The following is a 19968-nucleotide window of genomic DNA, read 5'->3' on the forward strand; positions in this document are numbered from 1 at the left end:
GACAGCGGGCAGCCGAATATTGGGAGCCTCCCACCGGGCACCTGGATCAAATCCTGGCCGGGATCCGATCCTGACACCAGTCTCTAACTAGCCGAATACCGCGCTGACGAACCGGCCGGCGCGGGCGGCCGGAACCTGTTGCGGTGCAGAAAGTCCGCTGCTGGCGAATGCCGAGTGGCACGTAGTGGAGGTGAAACTGGACAAACCCCTCCAGGATGTGCCTCTCGGCGACGGGATCCGCATGGCCGAAACCGGATCGTTGGAACGCGCGCTCGGCGGCGATGTGGGGTTCTCGGTGAGCCAGGGCTCGAGTGACATGTACTGGAACGTCGTCGAATTGGTGGTCTGTGACCTGCTGCGAGCCGGTCCGTTCATCTGCGCCCCCGGTAGCGGCCACTGAAAGGTATCTGACGCTCGACCGCGTAGTCGAGGACGTGGCACCTTCGCGCGGATCCAGGAACGATTGGCTATGAGCGCGAAATCCGACACCATCTGCGTATCAGCAACCGTCGGGTCGTGTCCCTGATGCGTGCCACCGTTCAACGGCCTGGACCATCTCGCGGCCGAGGTAGTCGAGGTATCGGCTGATTTCGGTCAGGCGGATTCGACGGACGACCTACCGGTTCAGCCGCGGCTGACCGGCACATCCCAGAACGCGAGTTCGTGGCGCATGCCGGTCAGGAACAGCTCCTCCGCGTTGTCGCCGCCGGCTTCGTCGAGCATCTGGGCGCAGCGGGCGGTGAGGGCCGCGAAGCCGGGGTCGGCGTAGGTGTCGATCCAGCGCTGGTAGCGCGGGTCGGCGGGAGGGTTCTGGGCGAGGATCGCGCCGAGTGTCGAATAGCCCCACATGCAGGGGTAGAGGGCGGCCAGGCCGTCGGCGTAGTTCGCGGCCGAATCCAGCAGGAACGCAGTGTATTTCGTGCACGGCTCGCCCTTGGTGGCGCCGTCGAGGTCGGCGCCGAACTCCGCGGCCAGACTACGGTGCAGCGAGATTTCGTCGTGGAAAGTGGCGTGCGCGAGGTCGACCAGGTCACCGAGGTGGGCGGCGGGCGCCTGCCAGGCGAGGCGGGAGAAGACGCGGACGTAGTCGAGGAGGAACAGGTAGTCCTGTTCCAGCCAGGAGCGGAACACCGGCTCGGCGAGGTCGCCTTTCGCGATCCCCGCGACGGTCGGATGCGCAAGTTGCTCCTCGACCAGCGGGCGGCCGAGCTGCTCCAAACGTGCTGCAAGACTCATGCGAGAAGTCTCTCCTACTCGCCTGATCGCGGTGGCGGCGGTGTTGCGCCGGGTCCGCCGCGCTGACCGAACCTCGCGAGCGGCAGTCTGGCATCGAGTACATCGTGCTGTCACTACTGAACGATGTCGGTAGCCCAGCCACGGTCCAGGCAGGCAGGCGCGAGATGATCGCGGCAGCGGCGTGGTTCAGATCGATGACGAAGTCCACGGGTCAAAATCTCCTCTTGACCACCCCCTGCCGAACATTTCGACATCTACGTCGGCGAACACTTCGAATGAAATATCGCGCACCAGCTCGCTTTCCTCGCTCAGAACGTCCCCTCACCGCCTGAATCGACCGCGCACCTTCGATCGCAACCGAGGAGTCATCCACCGTGTCTCGCTACCACCTCGCCGGACGCACCGTCCTGATCACCGGCTCCGCCGGCGGACTCGGATCCGCGCTCGCACGCGCCGTGGCCGCCCGCGGCGCCAACCTGGCGCTGCTCGACCTCGATGGCGACGCCACCGCGCGGCAAGCCGAAGCGCTGGGCCCCGACACCGCCGCCCGCGGGTGGGCCGCCGATGTCCGGGACTTCGACAGCCTTCAGCGGGCAATCGATGCTGCGGCCGCGCATTTCGGTCGTATCGACGTGGTGATCGCCAACGCCGGCGTCGGGGCAATGGCTCCGCTGGCCACTGTCGACCCCGCCGTCTTCGAGCGCGTGACCGACATCAACTTGAACGGCGTCTGGCGCACGTTCCGCGCCGGGCTCCCACACGTCACCCAGCAGAAGGGCTACCTGTTGGCGATCTCCTCGATGGCAGCGTTCGTGCACTCTCCCTTGCAAGGCGCTTACACCGCGAGCAAGGCCGGGGTGTGGGCACTGGCCGACTCGACCCGCCTCGAGGTGCGCCACCTCGGGGTCGGTGTCGGTAGTGCGCACCCCACCTTCTTCAAGACGCCGATGATGGACCAGATCCACTCCGATCCCGCCGGAAACACCCTGTGGAAGGGAAACGCCAGTGGCCTGTGGAAGATGATCCCCCTCGACGACGTGGTCGCCGGCATCGTCTCAGGCATCGAACGCCGCGCCGACCTGATCGTCGTGCCGAAACGACTCGGCCTACCCGCACGGATCCCAGGCCTCATCCGACCCATCGTCGACCGGATCGGATTCCCGGGCAGCACCATCCCCGACGCCATCGCCCAAGCATCACCCACCGGGTGGAACTGACCCCGCCGCATGCCGCGGTGACCGAACCTGCCACCGCAGACGGCCAGCGACACGACTGGGCCCCGCGCGGAACACCGGGTGGAGCTCAATGAGTCTGTACCCGTTACGGTTTGCGCGCCAGCTACTTGTTCTTCGACGGTGACGCTGTCAATGCCCCGAAGGTTCAGCGGCCCATCGCGTTCGGCCACCGTGGCGCTGCTCGACCAGCGGTCATGCCGAAGGTCGTGCGGCCGCCGCAACCGCGATATCCCTTTGCCCGCTGAGCCGATCCGCGTCTGCGCGTTGTCCGCGTGCGGCGCGCTGGTGGGCGCCGTACGGACGTTGGTATCGGGGCAGTGATGTTGCGGTGGCATCGGCACGCGAAGCGGCGTACGCGGAATACCTCCGCAGTGGTTGTCGGCGCGAGAGCCACTGCCTGCCTGGGCGACGGATGGCGACGCCCAGCCAAAGCTCGACAACAGGCACGACCCGAACATGGGGTAATGCCGCAGACAGCGCTGACCGAACCGACCAGCGCGGGGCGGACCCCAGTTGAGACTGACCGCGGTGCAGGAACATCCGCTACTGCCGATTATGTGTAGACCTCGCCACCGACGCAGGTCACCGACCTACGGCTTTTGTTGTTTCTAGGCCGGGATCCGCGTCGGTTCGACAGCATCGAATATGGTTCGCGCATGTTTCCGATGTGGCGAATCACGTATGTCAGAGCGGCCCTTCAGCAAGGCCCCTGGCGTGCCACCGCTCGTGGGCTGGCGAGTTGGATCGTGATGGTCGGGGCTCCGGCGGTGACTGTCGGGGTCGTGTTGACGGTCGTATCGGGCTCCGCTGCACGGGGACTCGTTATCGCCTTCTGGGTGATGCTCATGGTGGGCGTCGTGCTTGTCGCGGGCGGGCTCTGGGCGTGGAGGGTCAGTGGGCTGGTCGACAAGGAAATCAGGGCGCGTTATGGCGTGCTGTGGAAGGTCGAGTCCGCACGACTGCTGCTGCGCCCGCCGGTACGGCAGGACGCGGTCGCGCTCGCCGCGACGATCGATGCGGAGATGCTTGCCGGGAACGGGTGGTCGGAACGCGATGCTCAGGTAATGGTGAAGGCCGTCGGGTCGGGGCTACCGACTCCTGGGCTTCTCGTGTTCGAGGCGTGGTCGGACGGGTCCCTGGTAGGTGGCGCGAGCGTGCACCCGAGCGGTAGCGACACATCGGCGCAAACTCTCGGCTGGTGGATCGGACCACGGCACCGGCGCGCCGGCTACGCGAGCGAAGCGGTGGCCGCGCTGGTCGAGGCGATCCACGACGCCGGTTTCACTACCGTCGAGATCGGCACGAGCGAGTCGAATCTCGCGGTGCAGCGCATCTGCGACAGGATCGGAGCGACGGAAAAAGATCGTCGAGCGCAGCAGTTGCCGAACGGATCGGTCGTCCCGGGAATCTGGTACGAGCACCGGCAGGTGACTGCGGAAATGCCTTGACCCTGCCGAGTTCTCGGCGGGTCGTCGCCGAAGGCGGCATAGCCGTTGTTGCTGTTGGCGATCAGGTCCAGGTTGTCTATGCCTGGTTTTGCGAATCGAAGGCAGCCAGTAAGGACTTCATCGGGGTTCTGGGGGTGGATAGCGAACCGCAGGGCGTGTCCTCAGCCACACGCACGCTCATGCCGCGACCCGCGCGGTTCAGCGACGCCTCAGAACAACCGATCACCCGAAGGCGCCGGTGCAGGCGTAGTCGGCAAGTGGTCGCGCTCCTCGTCGTCGATGACATCCTGAATCGCATCGATCTGGTTCTGGACCACCTCGGCGCGCGCCACCAACTCGACCCGGTCGGGCTCGGTGAGGCTCTCGGCACCGAGCTTCTCGAAAACGCAGGAGAGGGCTGACCGTAAGTCCTCCAGTTTGCTGTCTGATTCCACAGGTCCTCACCCTACGTCCGGTCCTAAACGACAACCGCCCGAGCCCAGAGGGACTGCGCAGCGCTTCCCCGGGTTCAGCCGGCCTCGAGGGATTTGCGGATCTCGGCTTGGATCTCGAGTTGCGCCCGCGCCGCGGTCAGTCCGGCGGTTACCTCCGCGGCGGTGCGCTGGGTGGCGGCCGAAACGTATTGCGCCACCGCGGCTTCGATGGATTCGACGGCATGGGTGGCGGTCGCCCGCTGCTCGGTCAGGGCGGCGGCGGGCAGGGCCGCCATGGCGACCAAGCGGTCGTCCCAGGCCAGGGCGGCCTGCTCGAGTTCGGCGCGCAACACGATCGTGGTGGCGTCGTCGAGGGTGTTGGCGGTGTGCAGGGCACGGATGGCGTCGCGCAGGCGACGGTGCAGGCGCGGCTCCGGGTCGTGCGAGCCCGCCCACGAGGCCGGGGCCCGGGTCGGCATGCCCGGCACCACCTGGTTGGCGGTGGCGGTCGCGGCCCGCTGACCGCGCGACACCAGGACGATGCCGCCGGCCACGGCGGCGATCAGGATCAGCGCGACGGCTACGAAGATCAACACGGTCGGTTCCGCTCTGCTCGGTGGGTCATCGATGGGTGGTAGGGCGCGGAGGTACGACGGTGGAGTGGCTCGGCCCGCTCGGATGATGGCTCGGCGTGTGATGCCCGCGCGCGACCGCGAACGCCACCACCACCGCGACGATCACGGCGAGCACCGCCAGGATCGCGGCGATGATCTTCGCCTTGCTCCACGGCCGGTCACCGGACACCTGCCCGGTCAGGCCGTTGATGTACACCTGATAGGTCTTGTCCATGTAGACGACCGTCAGCAGCCAGATCGGCAGCAGCACATGCTTGTACGCCAGCCAGTTCCAGTTGGTGTTCAGCTCGTGGATGCGCTGGTGGTCGCCGCCGATGTCGGCGCGCACGCTCGACTCGATGGCCGACTCGATCCGCTGCTGCGCCTCCGGGAACGACTCCTCGGCGTCCTTGTCGTAGGTGCGGCACAGGTGCCCGGCCACGAACTCCGGCGAGTAGGCGCGCGCCTGCTCCACCGGCCACGGTTCCAGCGACCGGATCCGGTCCCGGTTCAAGTTCTCGTTGGCCAGCACCGGCAGATCGGCGAACTCGTTGCCGACCTCGCCGGCCACCGAATGCCATCGCGTGTGGGTCTCGTAGATCGGATCGCCGTCCTCGTCGGTCCCGACCCGCACCTGATAGTCGTCGCCGCGCTCACCCTGATACCAGCTCGCGGTGTCCGCGTCATAGGTGAAGTAGGCCGTGTACAGACTCGAGAAGGCACCGATCCGCCGGTACTTCCGGAAGTTCGACGGCGCGAACCACCGCTTCGACACCCACTTCTCGACCAGCTCCCGAGCCTGCTTCTCCCCCACCAGGAACGGCACCACCCCGTCCACCGGCAGCCGAGCGGGCGCATTGTGCACGTCATCACGCTGAATCGGGGTAGCGCAGTACGGGCACCGAGTGGCGGTGAGGCTGCCATTGAATCCCGTTGTCCCACCACAGTTCTGACACTTCACCTCCCACTCCCCCGTCACCTGCGGCCCCGCCGCCTGCCCCTGCAACTCCCGCAGCGCCGCCATCGCGGGCCCCAACTCCCGAGCCTGCACCGGCACGTTCGGAGCGGTCACCGGCGACCGGTTCCCGCAACTCGGGCACAGCAGATCCTGCCCCGCCGGATCGAACACCAACTGCGCCCCACACGCCGTACATGGATACGTCCGTGTCATCTCCGTGCCGTGCAACATGGCCCGATCCGGCGCCACCGGCTGAGCCCGCGGCCCAGGCCCTCCCGCTCCATGCTCGGGTTCGCTCGCCCCGGGCACGAACACCGGAGCCACAACTATCGGCTGCGGCATCGCACCCATCGGGGGCTGCATCGGCGCATTCGGCGCGAATCCACCCGGAAGCGGCGGCGGCACAGCCATTCCCACGCCCCCACCGGCGGGCGGAGCGCCGACAGGACCGCGCAACCCCTGCGCGGGAAGCGGCGGCGGCATCGGAGATCCCGTGGCCCCGGGCAGGGGCGGAGGGCTCACGGCACCCTGGGGCGGCATCGCGGCGCCCTGGGGCATCGGCGGGACACCGGTCACATCGCGCGGCGGAAGCGGGGGCGGCACAGGGTTTCCGACGCCGGGCATCGGCGGCGGCATCGTCCGTCCGGGTTGCGCGGCGCCCGGGAGGGGCGGCGGGCCGGACGGGGCCGCCGTCTCGCCGCCGGGGTTGGCCGCGACGGGAGGGGTCCACTGGCGGGGTTCCGCGGTGTGCGGGGCGGCGTCGCCGCCGGGCAGCGGGGGCGGGCCCGCGGGCTGCTGCGGGGGCTGGTGGTCGTTCATGTGCGCTCACTCGGTGCGGCGGACTCGCTGGTCACGCTGTTGCGGTGGAAGGAGTTTCGGGACGCACCGAGTTGTCGGGCGTTCGATCGGGCGGGTGACCGGATTCGGGTACGGCGAAACGACCCGTCGGCGGTCAAGCGCCGACGGGTGGGCCGGGCGGGTCCGGTTGCGGAGGTCGCCGTTACTGCGGGGGCAGCGGCGGCGGAGTGCCCGGCAGCGGCGGCGGGGTCGCGAAGAGGGATTGCAACGCCGGGACGGTCGAGGCCGGGGCCCAGCCCGCCATGCCCTCGGCCCACACATTGGTATCGCGGGTCAGCTGTCCACCCGAAACGTATTGGCGTAGCTGGTCGATCGGGAACGGGCCCGCGGCCTGGCCGCCATTGTCGAAGTGGAACTGCTGCTGACCCGGCAGCGGCGGCGGGGCCTGCTGCGGCGCGGGCTGGGCGTAGCCGCCCTGCTGGGGCTGACCGTAGCCGGGCTGCGGCTGCATGCTGCCCTGCATGGCGCCCGCCATCTGCCCGCCCAGCACGACACCCATGCCGGCCTGCATGGCGGCTCCCATTCCCCCGCCGGGGTTCTGGGCGGCGGCGAGCATGGCGTCGGCGGCCTGCATCTGCTGGTACCGGTTGAGGTCGACATTGTTCATGAACCCGCCGGCCTCGACACCGCGCGCGACGCCGCGGGTCATGGCCTGCTGGATCTCCTCGGGCAGCGAGATGCTCATGGTGACGCCCTCGACCCCGACACCGAAGCCGGACAGTCGCTGGCCCACGAATTCGCGCAGCTTGTCGGACAATTCGACCTGGCGGCCCTGCAGGTCGATGGCGCCCAGCCCGCTGGCCAGCACCATGTCGGAGAACGCGAGCGCGACATTGGCGCGCAGCTGCTCACTGAGCACGTCCGCGTCGACCTCGGCGTTGGTGCCGATCATCTGCCGCAGGAACACCTCGATATCGGTGACCCGCACGTTCGCGGTGCCGTTGGCGCGGATCTGCACCATCCGGAAGTCGGGGTCGCGCACGGTGACGGGCTGCGGTGTGCCCCACCGCATATCGGTGACCGCGCGGGTATTGACGTAGTACACCTCGGACCGGAACGGCGAGTTGAACCCGTGCCGCCACCCCTGCAGGGTGGACATGATCGGCATGTTCTCGGTGGTCAGCGTGTAATGCCCGGGCCCGTACTTGTCGGCGAGCTGCCCCCGATACACGAAGACGGCCTGCTGCCCCTCCCGGACGATCAGCTCCGCACCGTTCTTGATCTCGTTCTCGTACCGCGGAAACCGCCAGGCCAACGTGGTCCGGCTGTCATCCAGCCATTCGATGATGTCGACGAATTCGCCGCGGATCATGTCGAACAGGCCCATCGAGCTCTCTTTCCTCCCTCAGGCGCGACCGCAGCCCGCGCCGAGTATGGCACAGGTCAGCAACGCGCCGGTCACCGTCAGATGGCTATCGAGCCAACCACGAGCAGTGTTAATGATCCATGAACGACCAAGGCCCGCGCGGGCTTTCCCGCACAGGCCATAGCGGTCGGCTACCGCTAGCCGCGCGGCTCAGGCGGGCGCGCCGAGCCCCCCACCCGCCACGCCGGCGGTGAAGGCGTCCCACTCGCCGGGCGCGAACACCAACGCCGGACCGGTCGGATTCTTGGAGTCCCGGATACCGACCATCCCCCCGTCGAGGAACGCGACCTCCACACATTCCGAGTTTCCAGAGCTGCGGCTGCTCTTGATCCATTCGGCTTCAGCAAGGTGACGATCGTTCATCCTCAGAATTCCCTTCTTGCGCACTGCCGCAGCATGTTTCGACTCGTGACCGCATCCATCGCGACGTGCTGGATCGTCGCGAACGCCCGACGGTATTTGCCGACATCTGCCTCTCCCTCAAGGTACATATCGCCCGTATAGCTCTCGACATAGATGACCGTCGGTTCCGCGACGCCCTTCACGTCCGGCTTGAAGTCGAGCGTTACGAACGGCCCGACCGGTGTCCCGAGTGGGAATCCCGCCTGGAACGGCACGACGCGAACCGTGATGTTCGGGCGAGTACCGAGGTCGGCCAGATGCCGAAGTTGCGTTGCCATGATCACGTCATTGCCGACTGTGGTGCGCAGGGCCGATTCGTGCAGCACCAGATCGACGGTGATGGGCGACCGCTTGCGCGTGATGATCGTCTGCCGCCTCAGTTTCAGCTCGATCCGCCGATCCTGCTCTTCCTCAGAGTCTTTCGGAAAGTAGGTCCGGTTCAGCGAGCGGGCGTAGTCGGCGGTCTGGAACAGCCCTGGAACCAGGTCCGGTCGGTAGATCTCCATCGATTCGGCCTCGGTCTCCATCCGCATGTAGACGTCGAAGTTGGCCCGAATGAGGTCGTTGAAACTGTTGTACCAGGTCTTTTCGGCCACCTGCCGGGCGAGTTCGATCATGGCGTCGGTCTTCTCGTCCGGGATCTCCAGGATCTTGCCGAGCTCGCGGAGATCGCGATCGAGAATCCGCCCCGGCTCACCCCGCTCCAGCCGGGAGTATTTGCTGTGGCTCCATTGCATCGCAGCCGCTACCTCAGCCTGCGTGAGTACGGTGTTCTCTTCGCGCTGGCGGCGAATGTACCGCCCGAGCTGCCGACGTGGCAGCGAAGCGCGGGGGTTCTCCTCGGGCATCGCAAACTCCTCGACTCGGTCAGAGTGGCACTGCTCCGATCCCAGAGTGACAGCGCTGCTGGGCTTTTGCGGCTGCTTTACGAGAATCCCTAAATGACAATGTCACAGCTGATCGTGGGGTGGTCTCCTTGACGGACAACGACGACACCCCAGGTAGGTGACGATGTCCAGCAAGAACCCGTGGTCGGTGCAGGCGATCATCGACCGGATCGAACGAGAGAAGCGCCAGGCGGCCGACACGGCGGCGGAGCAGACCGCAGTGGTCGGCTATGCGGTGCGCGGGCTGTGGTCGTGCTATTCGGATCCCGGCAAACTGACTGCCGCGCAAGCGCATATCGCGATGCAACTGCACCTCGGGTGCGGTGTCGGCACCTGCCTGGTGCGGCGGCGGGCGCGCACCGCCTTGGTCTCCGCCGGGCGCATGGTGCTCGACGCACGCGCGGAACGCCCCTCGGCGTCACCCAAGCGGTCGCTGCTCACTCTGCTTCGGGTGGCCGCGGTCGCCTACAGCACACTGCTTTTCGGTGGTCGCCATGCCGTGCGATGACCCGGACCAGGTCGAGATTCAGGTCATCCAGGACGTTCTCGACGCCATCGAGGCTCGCCTGCGCGACCGTGAACGCCACGGCTGGCGCTTGATCGTCCCCCGCTCCCGCGTGTACGCGACCGTGCTGCACGCGGTCATCGTCAGCGCCCGCGAATCCCGCCGTCTCCCCGCGACTCTGGACCACGCCGCCATCCTCGACACGATCCTCGACGGCGCCGAAGCCACGGACCCCGACACCGGCCTCCGCCCGATCGAGGACGTCCTCGACCATCACACCGTGCCGATGAACTGAACCGTTCCGGATGGCTCCGGATCAGTCCGCGGGGACCTTGACCGCGATTTCCCCTCCGAGGTGGTAACCGTCGGCCAGACGCAGGTTGTCACCGCTCCAGAACCGGCCCGGGTCATACCAGTTCGGGCGCTTCTCCGGCAGCAGGCTCATCGCCTGGTAGGTCATGGCGACGATCTCCGCGCAGTACGCGTTCTCCAGTCCCGCAGTGGTTTCGGGCGTGGCCGATCGCTTCGCTCGCGGTACCCGGCCGCGCAACCACCGTCCCGCGAGCGCGGTGGTGGAGGGGAAGGGCATGCCGTCCAGCCTCGCCACCATCCGCAGCGCGGCATCCTCCATCTCCCGGGTGACCGGCCGATCCAGCTGGCGGATCCACGCCTGCTGCTCATAGACGTTGGCCCAGCGCATGACCGCGGCCCGCAAGTCGTGCAGCTGGGCCCCACGATGGTTGTTGCCCGACCAGACGTCGGGCAGCGAACGACCGAGCTCGGCATGCCAGATCAGGGCCGGGAGATCATCGATCACCACCGCCATCCCGACATGGTTGACCGGACTGTTCGTCAGCCCCCGAATCGCCCGGTCGGCACCGGAATGCCCCCGAAACAGCCACAGATCACCGGTCCTGGTGAGATCGACCGCTTCATCCAAACCGACACTCGACAGCGCTTCGCGTGACACAACCGCTAGCCTAGGCGCATGCGCTGGTGGAAGTGGCTCGGCTTGGCAGGCGCCGCAGGTGTCGCGGCGACCGGAGTGGTGATCGTGCGCTCCGAACGCAAACGCCGCGCCTACACCCCCGACGAAATCCGCGACCGCCTCCACGCCCGCCTCAACGATCGGCCGGCGTAGGGCTGAGCCCGTGTAGTCCTCGGCCTCGATGTATCAGAGCAGACAGGGCCGATCCGGGTCGAACACCTCGCTGACCTCGCCTCGATCGAGCGTCGCGATGAGGGCGTCGGTGCCATGATCGATCTTCAGCGCAACCTCTGCCTGATGCAGCGGCACCAGGGCGAGAAGGTTGATGGCCGTGCTGGATTCGATGACCCTGGCTTCCGGTTCGACGTCGAGCATCGGAGTCACGACCACACCCGCGAACGGCGTATCCGGGGCATAGGGCTGAACCGGATCGCCGTTCGGGACCAAATGCCATGCGCCGAGCCATGTCTCGCGTTCGTGAGGGAACCGAGCCATGTACTTCAGCAGGTGGACCGGCCACGACCCGCCGTCGTCCGGTAACGGCCAATCCGCGGGCAAGCCGATCATCAACTCGGCGAAGGGGCTCACCCCCTCCGGCACTCGCATCGGCCGTCCGCTCATCCCCTCGGTGACCAGCGTCCGGTACGGTCGGCCTTCCGTCGGCCCCACCACGAGCACATGCACGCGATCCGCCATGCCGACCTCGTGCATCACGAACTCGATTGGCCCGAAGTGTTCTTCGACATGACGTTCGATGGCTTCGTCGTGCTCCACGACAGCGAGCCTACGGTGCCGGGCACGAGTGTCCGGCAGTGCGTCGAACCGCCGGCACCCATGCTTCGAAGCGGGGTGGGCACACTGACGAGTGCCAACACGGGCAAGTGACGTAGAGACTTTCCAGCAAACCAATCTTCTGGTGTTAACGTAGCGCTCACGGCCCTATTGACCTGTCATAGACAACCGACAGCAACCATCTGGCGCCGCCCTAGTCGCGACCTGGAGGAGTAGAACCCAGATGCTGGCATCCATCGCCCGCTCGGCAGCAGTAGCCGCACTCGCAGTCCCCCTGCTGACCCTCGCGGCCCCGTCCGCCTCCGCGGCCGAGCCCGCCGCCTCGGCCCCCGCCCAGCCCGCGGCGCTGCAGAACATCGACGCCCCCTACATCTCGATCACCATCTGCCTCCACATCCCGACCCCCGGCTCCGCCACCCTGGACTGGTGCTGGCCGTAACCCCGACAGCCACACCACCGACGGCCCGCTCGGCTTCGACCGAGCGGGCCGCCGCCATTCCTGCACCCCGCAGCGGCCGGAACGCTATGCGGTAGAGACTCGTTCGCGGCACAGGAGCACGCTGGTGACATGCTCGTACCGTGGTTGAGCACTTTTGGCCCGAGAACGTGGAATTGGCGCGACGCAGCCGTGCGGCATGGGCCGCCACGGTGGAGTCCTTGCCGGTGGGCAGCCCGGTGACCGGCAAGGTGATCGGGCGGCAGCCGTTCGGGGTCTTCATCGAGATCGACCAGATCCCGGATGCCATCGGCCTGGTCAGGGTCACTTTCCTGCCAACGGATGCGGAGCTGCCCGCCCGCGGCGAGTTGGTCGAGGGCCATGTGCACTGGCATGAATCGCACAACTGCCAGGTGATCGTGATGCCGTCGGGCGGTCGCGAATCCGACTACGCCAACGCCGTCTCGCCGGAGCGCCTGGGATGACCGTCGAAGGAGATTACGGGGCGATGGAGCCGTACCGGGTTCACTGCTTCTCGGCGCGCGAGTAGTGCCCCTGGCGCATGAGGTCGAGCAATTCGGCGGGTAGGTCGGTGATCGGGTGGGCGTAGGCGGCGGCGAGGTCGACGGGGGTGGTGACGTGGACCGACCAGCCGTGGCGGGACAGCCAGTCGCCTGGGTCGGCGCGGGCGTCGTCGTAGAGGAGGTCGCTGACGTCCAGGTTGCCGAAGGGGTTGGTGCCGAAGAATTTTTCCTCGGTGTCGGCGAAGTGTTGGGGGTCCAGGCCGCGGCTGAACTCGTCGGAGGCCACGCTGCTGCCGGGCGCGGACAGCGCGTCGATGCGCTCGAACAAGGCGTCGTGCGCGTGACCCGGCAGGAACGGCAACAGCCCCTCGGCCGACCACGCCGTGGGTTGGCCCGGATCGAATCCGGCGGCAATGAGCGCAGCGGGCCAGTCGTCGCGCAGATCGACCGCCACCACGCGGCGATCGGCCTTGGCCACGGCACCGTGCTCGGCGAGAACCCGGTCCTTGAACTCCAGCACCTGGGGCTGATCGATCTCGAAGACGACCGCGCCGGCGGGCCAATCCAGCCGGTACGCCCGCGCGTCCAGACCGGACGCCAGGATCACCGCCTGCCGCACACCCCGCTGAAACGCCGCGGCGAAGAACTCGTCGAAGAACCTCGTCCGAACGCCCATGAACCGCCCGAACCGCCTGGCCTCGCCCACCGACTCCGGGTCGGCCAGCATGTCGATGAAATGCGGTTCACCGGCCGCTTCGACGAACCACGCCGCGTAGCCGTCGTGGATCATCGGCTCGGGATCTACCGTCTCGAGTGCGCGAAACGTGGCGACGCCCAGGGCGGTCAGGCCCACGCTCGTCACAATGTCCCAGCTATCCCCTTCGGTTCGCATCAAGGTCACCCCACTGGTGTCAGAGATCGTCCGAGTTTCGTCGAGCCGAACGCGAGTATCGACCCAGTCGATTCTGCGCCCATACGGAAACTCCGGCAACCATCCAGACACCTTCCGTAGCCAGGTCCTGCACGTATACACGCGACGACCCGTTGCACCACGAAGATGAGGCCAACGACAATCTGGGGATCAGTCCGGGATTCTCCGCCATGTTCCCGAACAGCCGTCAGTTCTGACTTTCAGCAATGTTCAGGCATCCTCGATGATAGGAAGTCTGCCGCATCGCCGGCCCGGGTGAATTCTGTATCGATCCATACCGGGCCCCGATAGCGAACACCACCCGGACCAGACGGCCGGGTGGTGTCGGTGCGTCGCGTCGGAGCGCGTTCGTCGTGCCGCGCGAATCCCTACTTGCGGCCGGTGAATTCGTCCATCGAGTGGTAGACGCCCACCGTGTTGAGATAGAAGTCGCGTAGCTTCAGCGGGAGAAGGCCGGAGATGGCGCGGTTGAGGCGGGAGGTCCAGGGCAGGACGACCAGGGCCGAGCCCTTCTTCATCTCGGTCCAGGAGGTGTCGACCACTTCCTCCTGTTCGAGGATCGGGGTGAACCAGAAACCCTTGGCGCCGTCGAACATTCCGGTGTTGATGTAGGTCGGGCACACCGTGGTGAACTTGACGTGGTCGGTGCCGGACTGTTCGAGTTCCAGGCGGACCGAGTCCGACCAGCCCAGGGCCGCCCACTTGGAGGCGGCGTACACGCTCATGCGCGGGTTGGAGACCAGGCCCGCGGAGGAGGCGATGTTCAGCACACGCGCCTCGACGCCGGTGTTGGCGACCATGGCGGGCAGGAACTCGAGGGTGATGTACATGGGGGCCAGCGAGTTGATCGCCATCGTCTTGTCGATGTCGGCCTTGTTCGCGGTCTCCCAGAAGTAGCCGTTGCCGCGCACGATGCCGGCGTTGTTGACCAGCACGTCGATGCCGCCGACCTCGGCGCGCACGGTCGCGCCCGCCTCGGCGATGGCGTCGCGGTCGGACACGTCCACCACGTAGTGGTGAATCCGGCTGCTGCCCAGGGCCGCCAGCTCGGCTGCGGTCTCCTTCAGCGCCGTCTCATTGACGTCCCACAGCACCACGTCGGCGGCCTGCTCGGCCACCGCGCGGCGCGCGAACGACTTGCCCAGACCCATGGCGGCCCCGGTGACCAGGACCTTCTTACCGGCTACGGTCTTCATACCCCTCTGTACCCCTGTCGAATGGTCGGCGGAATCACTTCTGCCGCAGTGTCTTCATGACGTTCAGGTAGAGCGTCATGGTCTTGGCCCACAGCTGCTCCGACATGCCCGGCAGCGGCGCGATGGGCAGCACCCGCTGCACCGCGATGGTCTGGGTGTCGATGTACTTCAGCAGTCCCTCGGGTCCGTGGCGGCGGCCGGTGCCGGAGATTCCGAGTCCGCCCGACGGCGCGGCGACCGAACCCCAGGCGGCGATGAAGCCCTCGTTCACGTTCACCGATCCGGCGTTGACGCGGGCGGCCACCTCGCGGCCGCGGGCGGTATCGCGGCTCCACACGCTGGCGTTGAGGCCGTAGGCGGTGTCGTTGGCCTGCTCGACGGCCTCGTCGTCACTGTGCACGCGGTACAGCGACACGACCGGTCCGAAGGTTTCCTCGCGGTAGACCGTCATGCCCTCGCGCACGCCCTCGAGGATGGTGGGCTCGTAGAAGTACGGGCCCAGGTCCGGGCGCGCCTTGCCGCCGGCGAGGACGGTCGCACCCTGGGCGACGGCGTCGTCGACGTGCTTGGAGACATTGTCGATCTGGCGCGGGAAGGTCAGCGACCCGATCTCGTAGCCGAAGTCGAGGGTCTTGCCGAGCGTCAAATCCTTGGTGTGCGCGACGAATTCACGGACGAACTGGTCGTACACCTTGTCGTGCAGGTAGATTCGCTCGATCGACTCACACAGCTGACCGGCGGAGGCGAAGCAGGCGCGCACCGCGATCTTGGCGGCCGCGGAGACATCGGCGTCCTCGAGCACCAGCAGCGGGTTCTTGCCGCCCAGTTCGAGCGAGTAGCCGATCAGCCGCTCCCCCGCCTGCTGGGCGATGGTGCGGCCGGTGGCGCTGGACCCGGTGTAGTCGACGTAGTCGGCGCGCGCGATGACCTCGGTGCCGACGACCGCGCCGCGCCCGAGCACGGCCTGCCACAGCCCCTTGGGCAAGCCCGCCCGCTCGGCGATGTCGATGGCCCACAGCAGGGTCAGCGCGGTCTGATTGTCCGGCCGCCCGATGACGGCGTTACCGGCGAGCAACGCGGGCAGCGCGTCGGAGGCGCCCAGCGCGAGCGGATAGTTCCACGGCGAGATGACCGCGACCACGCCCTTGGGCCGGTTGCGCACCTCCACCTGGGTCAGCACCGGCATCACGCCGCGCGGCTTGCGGTGCGCCAGAATCGATTTGCCCTCGGCGGCATAGTAGCGGGAGTTCACCGCGACATCGGACACCTCGTCGAAGGCGTGCACACGGGACTTGCCGGTCTCGAGCTGGACGATGTCGAGGATGGCGTCCTGCTCGGCCAGCACCAGATCGTGGATGCGGCGCAGCAGGGCGGCCCGCTCCCCGACCGGCACCTTCGCCCATTCGGCCTGCGCGGCGCGCGCGGTGGCGAAAGCGGCCTCGATATCGGTGACCGAGGATTGCGGCAGGTCGGCGATCTTGGCGCCGGTGGCGGGCGCGAACACCTCGACCGAGGGCGCACCGCCCGCGACGGCATGGCCGAGCAGGCGCTGGACCAGGTCAAAAGGCAGCGCATCGGCGGCGGCGAGCTGCGGGGCAGTCGTCATTGGTCGCCCTCTCGAAGAGTCGGATCCGGTGGAGCTCACTATTAACTGAACACCAGTGTTACATGAACACCAGTGTTAGATTAATAGACGTGACGCATGCGATGTCAAGCCCTCCGGCGGACAAGGCCACCCCCGCCCGCCGCGGCCGCCCCCCGCAGACGGAGCAACAGGCCGACCAGGTGCGCGCCCGCATAGTGCTGGCGACCGCCGAGGTCTTCGCCGCGCACGGATCCCGCGGGCTGAGCGTGGCCCGCATCATCGAGGAGGCCGGGATCGCACGGCCGACCTTCTACCGGTATTTCGCCAATGCCACCGAGCCCCTGCACGCGGTGCTCACCGTCTCCAACGACGACCTCGTCGGCGGTATCCGGTCGGCCCTGGAACGGACCGAGGAGCCGGTCGAACTCGGCATCAACATGATCGAGGCGTATCTGCACTGGGCGGGCGGGCACGGCTCGATGCTGGCGCCGTTGTTCGCCGAACTGCACGATCCGAGCTCACCCGTGTCGGAGTATCGGAATCGGGTGGTCGACGACATCCGGGTTCTGGTGCGCAACAAGATCACCGGGCTGGGGCGGCCCGCCCCCACGGACCTCGAACTCGATACCGCGCTGCACACCTGCGAGTACGTCGTGTTCCGCATCTCGGCTGCCGCCCCACACGGCGAACCCGACCAGGCCACCATCGATGCCGCGCGGTTGACCATGATTCGCGGCGTGCTCACCATGCTCGGCACCCGCCAGGACGTGGAGTACGCACTCACCGTTCCGGGGCTGTTCGAATCAGCCTGATCCGGGCCAGTCCATGCGTTCGGCCCGGACCGGCGATCGAATGGCGTACGGACTGAACGGATTCGAATCCGTTCAGTGTGCGTCGAGGTGAGCTTCGATGAGTTTGACCGCGGTGCCCGCGCCGTCCTCCTGAGCGATCCGTTCCGCCAGCCGGGTGGCGTTGTCGCGGTAGAAGCTGTCGGTGGTCATCGCGTGCAGGGCCGAGACCAGGCGGTCGACCGAGAGTTCCTGCTGCGCGATTGTGGCCGGGCTGACGCCGAGTTCCCGCGTCCGTCGGGCCCAGAAGCCCTGGTCCGCTTGGCCGGGGACGGCGGCGAACGGCATGCCCGCGCGCAGGCTGGCCGAGGTGGTTCCGGCGCCACCGTGGTGAATCGCGGCGGCGACCTGCGGGAACAGCCAGTCGTAAGGCACACTTCCGATGGTCAGGACGTCGTCACCACTGATGTCGAGGTTCATCCAGCCCGTCTGCACGACCGCGCGGCCGCCGAACCGCCGCAGCGTCTCGTTCAGCAGCTCCGAGAATTCGGCGCGACGATCGCGACCTTCGGTGGTGCTGCCGAATCCGACGAACACCGGGGGCGGGCCGGCTTCGAGGAAGTCCACCAGCTCGGCGGGCGGCTCCCAGTCGATGGGCCGGGGCGGCCACCAATAGCCGGTGACCTCGAGCCCCGGGCGCCAGTCCGCGGGCCGTGGCGACACACTCGGCGAATAGCCGTGCAGCACCGGCCATTCCGACGCGGTGCGCCGTCGCCGCAGTGCGCGGGCGGACACCTTCGGCAACCCCAGGTCCCGCCGGAATTCGGCGACCGGCCCGCGATAGACGGTGTCGAACACCCATGCCCCGACATCGGCCGTCAGCCGATTCCGGAACCCCCCGAAGTCCTTGTCCCCGACCAGACTCGGCGGATGCTGCGTGGTCGCCGACAACGGGAACAGCCGCAATCCGATCGCCGGAATCCCCTTGGCCTCGGCGAGCTGGAACCCCGAGAACTCGGTGATCGGACTCAACAACAGCGCATCCATCGGCTCATCGATCAACGCCTCGATCAACCCGTTCCCCAGGAACCGCTGCCCCTCCGGCCAAGCCAGCTTGTCCGGCACCACCAGATCCTCGTGCCCACTGAGATCGACATTGAACGGATCCGACTCGTCCACCTTGACGTCGGCCCCCATCAGCCGAAATTCGAGCCCCGCCTCGCTGATCAACTCCCGGAACAAACAATGCGCGGCCACCACCACCTCATGCCCCGCGTCCCGCAACCGCAACGCGACATCCAGCAACGGCGCCACGTCCCCCCGAGTCCCCATCGCCGCAATAACCAACTTGCTCACGCGTCAACTCCTGCCCGACGAGACCCGATCGAATTCACCCCTCGAATATCGAATGCGCACTCCCACTTGGCAACTGATCGAACACCCCAGTCATGTGCGTGCGGCTGGCGGACGACCACGGCCTCGGGCACCCTCACCGTCCGGTACCACCGGCAGGGGTAGCGAACTCGACGGCCGCGAAACACTCCATCGCGGAAGTCGGTAGCGTTCTGCACCGGTGGTCAAGATCGACTCGGGGGAAGGACACACCAACACATGCAACAGATTTCACTGCCGTCGACACCGCGGCAACGGAACCGGCGCACACGGTTTCGGCTGTCGGCGGCGCTGGCGGGCATTCTGTTCACGGTGCCAGCTTGCTCGTACGGTACCGAAACAGATAGCCCGACCGGGTTCACCTCGCCGCCCTCCTGCGACGATGCCGACCGCTCCCTACGGAGCGCGCTGCGCGACTATGTCCCAAAGCTGTTCCAAGAGAACCGGCATCTGCGGACAGAGAGCTCCAATTTCTCGGGCTACTCCCGTTCGGTGCGCTGCGAATTAGTCCTCGAGAATCCGGTGCCACGCACGGCCGATGTGCCCGCGGCCGGGCCACTGTCACGCACCATCGTCATCAACCTCGACGTCTCCCCGCCATTGAGTATCAGCACGACCATGAAGCCCAACCGGCCGGATCCCTGGGTCACGTCGACCACGCCTCTGCCTGGTGTGGGTGAGGAAGCGCTGAGCTGGTCCGGCCAGCAGCGACCGGGATACGACGAAGGCGGAGCCACTGCTCGGGTCGGTACGCTCCGCATCGATGTGACGCTCTCCGGTATGGACTGGTCCGGCGGTGAAGCCGTGCCCGTGTGGGAGTCGCGCTATTTGAAGCCGGATCTTCGCTCGGGCGCGGAATCCCTCGTCACCGCTCTGGCCGCTGACCTCCCGAGGAACCTGCCGCGGACCACGCTCACCTGGCCACTGCCGACGCCGTCGACGACAAGCCCTCCGATCGAAGAACCACCCATGACGGTGTGGGATCCGTGCACGATTCCCGACTCCTCGATCACGGCCGCGGGGTTGGATCCGGCGAGTAAGAAGATCGGCGGATACAGCCTGTTCGACGGCAAGAAGGCCTGCCAGTGGCACAAGGACGATTTCGACTTCTCGATCAGTGCCGGGTCCAATCGGTTCCTCTATGCCTTCTTCTACCCTGGATTCCACACCACGTTCCGACCGATCGGGATCGGCGGGCGTGTGGGCTTGAGCCTCCCGAAGGAGTCCTACAGCGAGCACAGCTGCAACCTCGCCTTCGACGCACCGCAAGGCGAGCAGGCCGGCGCACCGGTGGGTGTGGTCGAGATGGTCGTCTCGTCGTGGAGCGATCGAAACTACAGCCGAGATGAGCTGTGCGGCAAACTGTTCGGCATCGCGGGCCCGCTCATCTCACAACTGCCACCAGGACGCTAGA

General features: G+C 67.1%; 23 protein-coding genes. 11 read left to right on the forward strand and 12 right to left on the reverse strand.

Annotated features, from left to right (window positions below; translation table 11 throughout):
- Nucleotides 1-190 precede the first annotated feature (190 nt).
- On the forward strand, nt 191-400 hold the full coding sequence (locus ACFRAQ_RS25470; RefSeq protein ID WP_379103823.1) for a hypothetical protein: 210 nt from the start codon (nt 191-193) through the stop codon (nt 398-400).
- A gap of 224 nt (nt 401-624) precedes the next feature.
- On the opposite strand, the gene ACFRAQ_RS25475 is transcribed toward ACFRAQ_RS25470, so the two are convergent.
- Nucleotides 625-1236, reverse strand: a complete 612-nt coding sequence (locus tag ACFRAQ_RS25475; RefSeq protein WP_379103825.1) for a TenA family protein — start codon at nt 1234-1236, stop codon at nt 625-627.
- 374 nt (nt 1237-1610) lie between these two features.
- Here ACFRAQ_RS25475 and ACFRAQ_RS25480 point away from each other — a divergent pair, with 374 nt between their 5' ends.
- The 3 genes from ACFRAQ_RS25480 (at nt 1611) to ACFRAQ_RS25490 (ending at nt 4320) form a co-directional block, all read left to right on the forward strand.
- Entirely contained in the window at nt 1611-2453 is an 843-nt protein-coding gene (locus tag ACFRAQ_RS25480; protein WP_379103828.1) for an SDR family NAD(P)-dependent oxidoreductase, read from the forward strand.
- A 674-nt stretch (nt 2454-3127) separates the two neighbouring features.
- Nucleotides 3128-3919: a GNAT family N-acetyltransferase gene (locus tag ACFRAQ_RS25485; RefSeq protein ID WP_379103830.1), complete on the forward strand. Its 792-nt coding sequence runs from the start codon at nt 3128-3130 to the stop codon at nt 3917-3919.
- Entirely contained in the window at nt 3916-4320 is a 405-nt protein-coding gene (locus ACFRAQ_RS25490) for a hypothetical protein (protein ID WP_379103833.1), read from the forward strand. The genes ACFRAQ_RS25485 and ACFRAQ_RS25490 overlap by 4 nt, the downstream gene beginning before the upstream one ends.
- Nucleotides 4321-4427: 107 nt before the next feature.
- On the opposite strand, the gene ACFRAQ_RS25495 is transcribed toward ACFRAQ_RS25490, so the two are convergent.
- The 5 genes from ACFRAQ_RS25495 to ACFRAQ_RS25515 form a co-directional block, all read right to left on the reverse strand.
- A complete protein-coding gene (locus tag ACFRAQ_RS25495; protein ID WP_379103836.1) occupies nt 4428-4928 on the reverse strand; it encodes a hypothetical protein in 501 nt (166 codons plus the stop codon).
- A 25-nt stretch (nt 4929-4953) separates the two neighbouring features.
- Nucleotides 4954-6018, reverse strand: coding sequence for a hypothetical protein (locus ACFRAQ_RS25500; protein WP_379103838.1), 1065 nt, complete (start codon nt 6016-6018; stop codon nt 4954-4956).
- A gap of 886 nt (nt 6019-6904) precedes the next feature.
- On the reverse strand, nt 6905-8089 hold the full coding sequence (locus ACFRAQ_RS25505) for an SPFH domain-containing protein (protein WP_379103840.1): 1185 nt from the start codon (nt 8087-8089) through the stop codon (nt 6905-6907).
- A gap of 189 nt (nt 8090-8278) precedes the next feature.
- A complete protein-coding gene (locus tag ACFRAQ_RS25510; RefSeq protein ID WP_379103842.1) occupies nt 8279-8491 on the reverse strand; it encodes a DUF397 domain-containing protein in 213 nt (70 codons plus the stop codon).
- 2 nt (nt 8492-8493) lie between these two features.
- Complete coding sequence (locus ACFRAQ_RS25515) at nt 8494-9378, reverse strand: helix-turn-helix domain-containing protein (protein ID WP_379103844.1); 885 nt, start codon at nt 9376-9378, stop codon at nt 8494-8496.
- 163 nt (nt 9379-9541) lie between these two features.
- On the opposite strand from ACFRAQ_RS25515, the gene ACFRAQ_RS25520 reads away from it, so the two are divergent.
- Both ACFRAQ_RS25520 and ACFRAQ_RS25525 read left to right on the forward strand, forming a co-directional pair.
- The gene (locus tag ACFRAQ_RS25520; RefSeq protein WP_379103846.1) at nt 9542-9925 is read left to right on the forward strand and encodes a hypothetical protein; all 384 of its coding nucleotides are present in this window, start codon (nt 9542-9544) and stop codon (nt 9923-9925) included.
- Nucleotides 9912-10217 (forward strand): hypothetical protein, encoded by a 306-nt coding sequence (locus tag ACFRAQ_RS25525; RefSeq protein ID WP_379103848.1) that lies wholly within the window; start codon nt 9912-9914, stop codon nt 10215-10217. Before ACFRAQ_RS25520 ends, ACFRAQ_RS25525 begins: the two co-directional genes overlap by 14 nt.
- Nucleotides 10218-10238: 21 nt before the next feature.
- On the opposite strand, the gene ACFRAQ_RS25530 is transcribed toward ACFRAQ_RS25525, so the two are convergent.
- Nucleotides 10239-10892 (reverse strand): hypothetical protein, encoded by a 654-nt coding sequence (locus tag ACFRAQ_RS25530; protein ID WP_379103850.1) that lies wholly within the window; start codon nt 10890-10892, stop codon nt 10239-10241.
- 18 nt (nt 10893-10910) lie between these two features.
- Here ACFRAQ_RS25530 and ACFRAQ_RS25535 point away from each other — a divergent pair, with 18 nt between their 5' ends.
- Complete coding sequence (locus ACFRAQ_RS25535; protein WP_379103852.1) at nt 10911-11063, forward strand: hypothetical protein; 153 nt, start codon at nt 10911-10913, stop codon at nt 11061-11063.
- Nucleotides 11064-11096: 33 nt separating this feature from the next.
- On the opposite strand, the gene ACFRAQ_RS25540 is transcribed toward ACFRAQ_RS25535, so the two are convergent.
- On the reverse strand, nt 11097-11684 hold the full coding sequence (locus ACFRAQ_RS25540; RefSeq protein ID WP_379103854.1) for a suppressor of fused domain protein: 588 nt from the start codon (nt 11682-11684) through the stop codon (nt 11097-11099).
- Between the two features lie 241 nt (nt 11685-11925).
- Between ACFRAQ_RS25540 and ACFRAQ_RS25545 the strand changes: the two genes are divergently transcribed.
- On the forward strand, nt 11926-12141 hold the full coding sequence (locus ACFRAQ_RS25545) for a hypothetical protein (protein WP_379103856.1): 216 nt from the start codon (nt 11926-11928) through the stop codon (nt 12139-12141).
- 140 nt (nt 12142-12281) lie between these two features.
- Nucleotides 12282-12623 (forward strand): hypothetical protein, encoded by a 342-nt coding sequence (locus ACFRAQ_RS25550; protein WP_379103858.1) that lies wholly within the window; start codon nt 12282-12284, stop codon nt 12621-12623.
- A 40-nt stretch (nt 12624-12663) separates the two neighbouring features.
- Here the strand turns inward: ACFRAQ_RS25550 and ACFRAQ_RS25555 are convergent, their stop codons facing one another.
- From ACFRAQ_RS25555 to ACFRAQ_RS25565, 3 genes are all read right to left on the reverse strand, one after another.
- Complete coding sequence (locus ACFRAQ_RS25555) at nt 12664-13554, reverse strand: SAM-dependent methyltransferase (RefSeq protein ID WP_379103860.1); 891 nt, start codon at nt 13552-13554, stop codon at nt 12664-12666.
- 407 nt (nt 13555-13961) lie between these two features.
- The gene (locus tag ACFRAQ_RS25560; protein WP_379103862.1) at nt 13962-14789 is read right to left on the reverse strand and encodes an SDR family NAD(P)-dependent oxidoreductase; all 828 of its coding nucleotides are present in this window, start codon (nt 14787-14789) and stop codon (nt 13962-13964) included.
- A gap of 34 nt (nt 14790-14823) precedes the next feature.
- Nucleotides 14824-16395, reverse strand: coding sequence for a succinic semialdehyde dehydrogenase (locus tag ACFRAQ_RS25565; RefSeq protein WP_379103864.1), 1572 nt, complete (start codon nt 16393-16395; stop codon nt 14824-14826).
- A gap of 89 nt (nt 16396-16484) precedes the next feature.
- On the opposite strand from ACFRAQ_RS25565, the gene ACFRAQ_RS25570 reads away from it, so the two are divergent.
- Entirely contained in the window at nt 16485-17186 is a 702-nt protein-coding gene (locus ACFRAQ_RS25570; RefSeq protein ID WP_379103866.1) for a TetR/AcrR family transcriptional regulator, read from the forward strand.
- Between the two features lie 72 nt (nt 17187-17258).
- Here the strand turns inward: ACFRAQ_RS25570 and ACFRAQ_RS25575 are convergent, their stop codons facing one another.
- Nucleotides 17259-18518, reverse strand: a complete 1260-nt coding sequence (locus tag ACFRAQ_RS25575) for a glycosyltransferase (protein WP_379103868.1) — start codon at nt 18516-18518, stop codon at nt 17259-17261.
- A 255-nt stretch (nt 18519-18773) separates the two neighbouring features.
- Here ACFRAQ_RS25575 and ACFRAQ_RS25580 point away from each other — a divergent pair, with 255 nt between their 5' ends.
- On the forward strand, nt 18774-19967 hold the full coding sequence (locus ACFRAQ_RS25580) for a hypothetical protein (RefSeq protein ID WP_379103870.1): 1194 nt from the start codon (nt 18774-18776) through the stop codon (nt 19965-19967).
- Nucleotide 19968 lies beyond the last annotated feature (1 nt).

Source organism: Nocardia sp. NPDC056611, from assembly GCF_042792755.1.
Lineage (GTDB): Bacteria > Actinomycetota > Actinomycetes > Mycobacteriales > Mycobacteriaceae > Nocardia.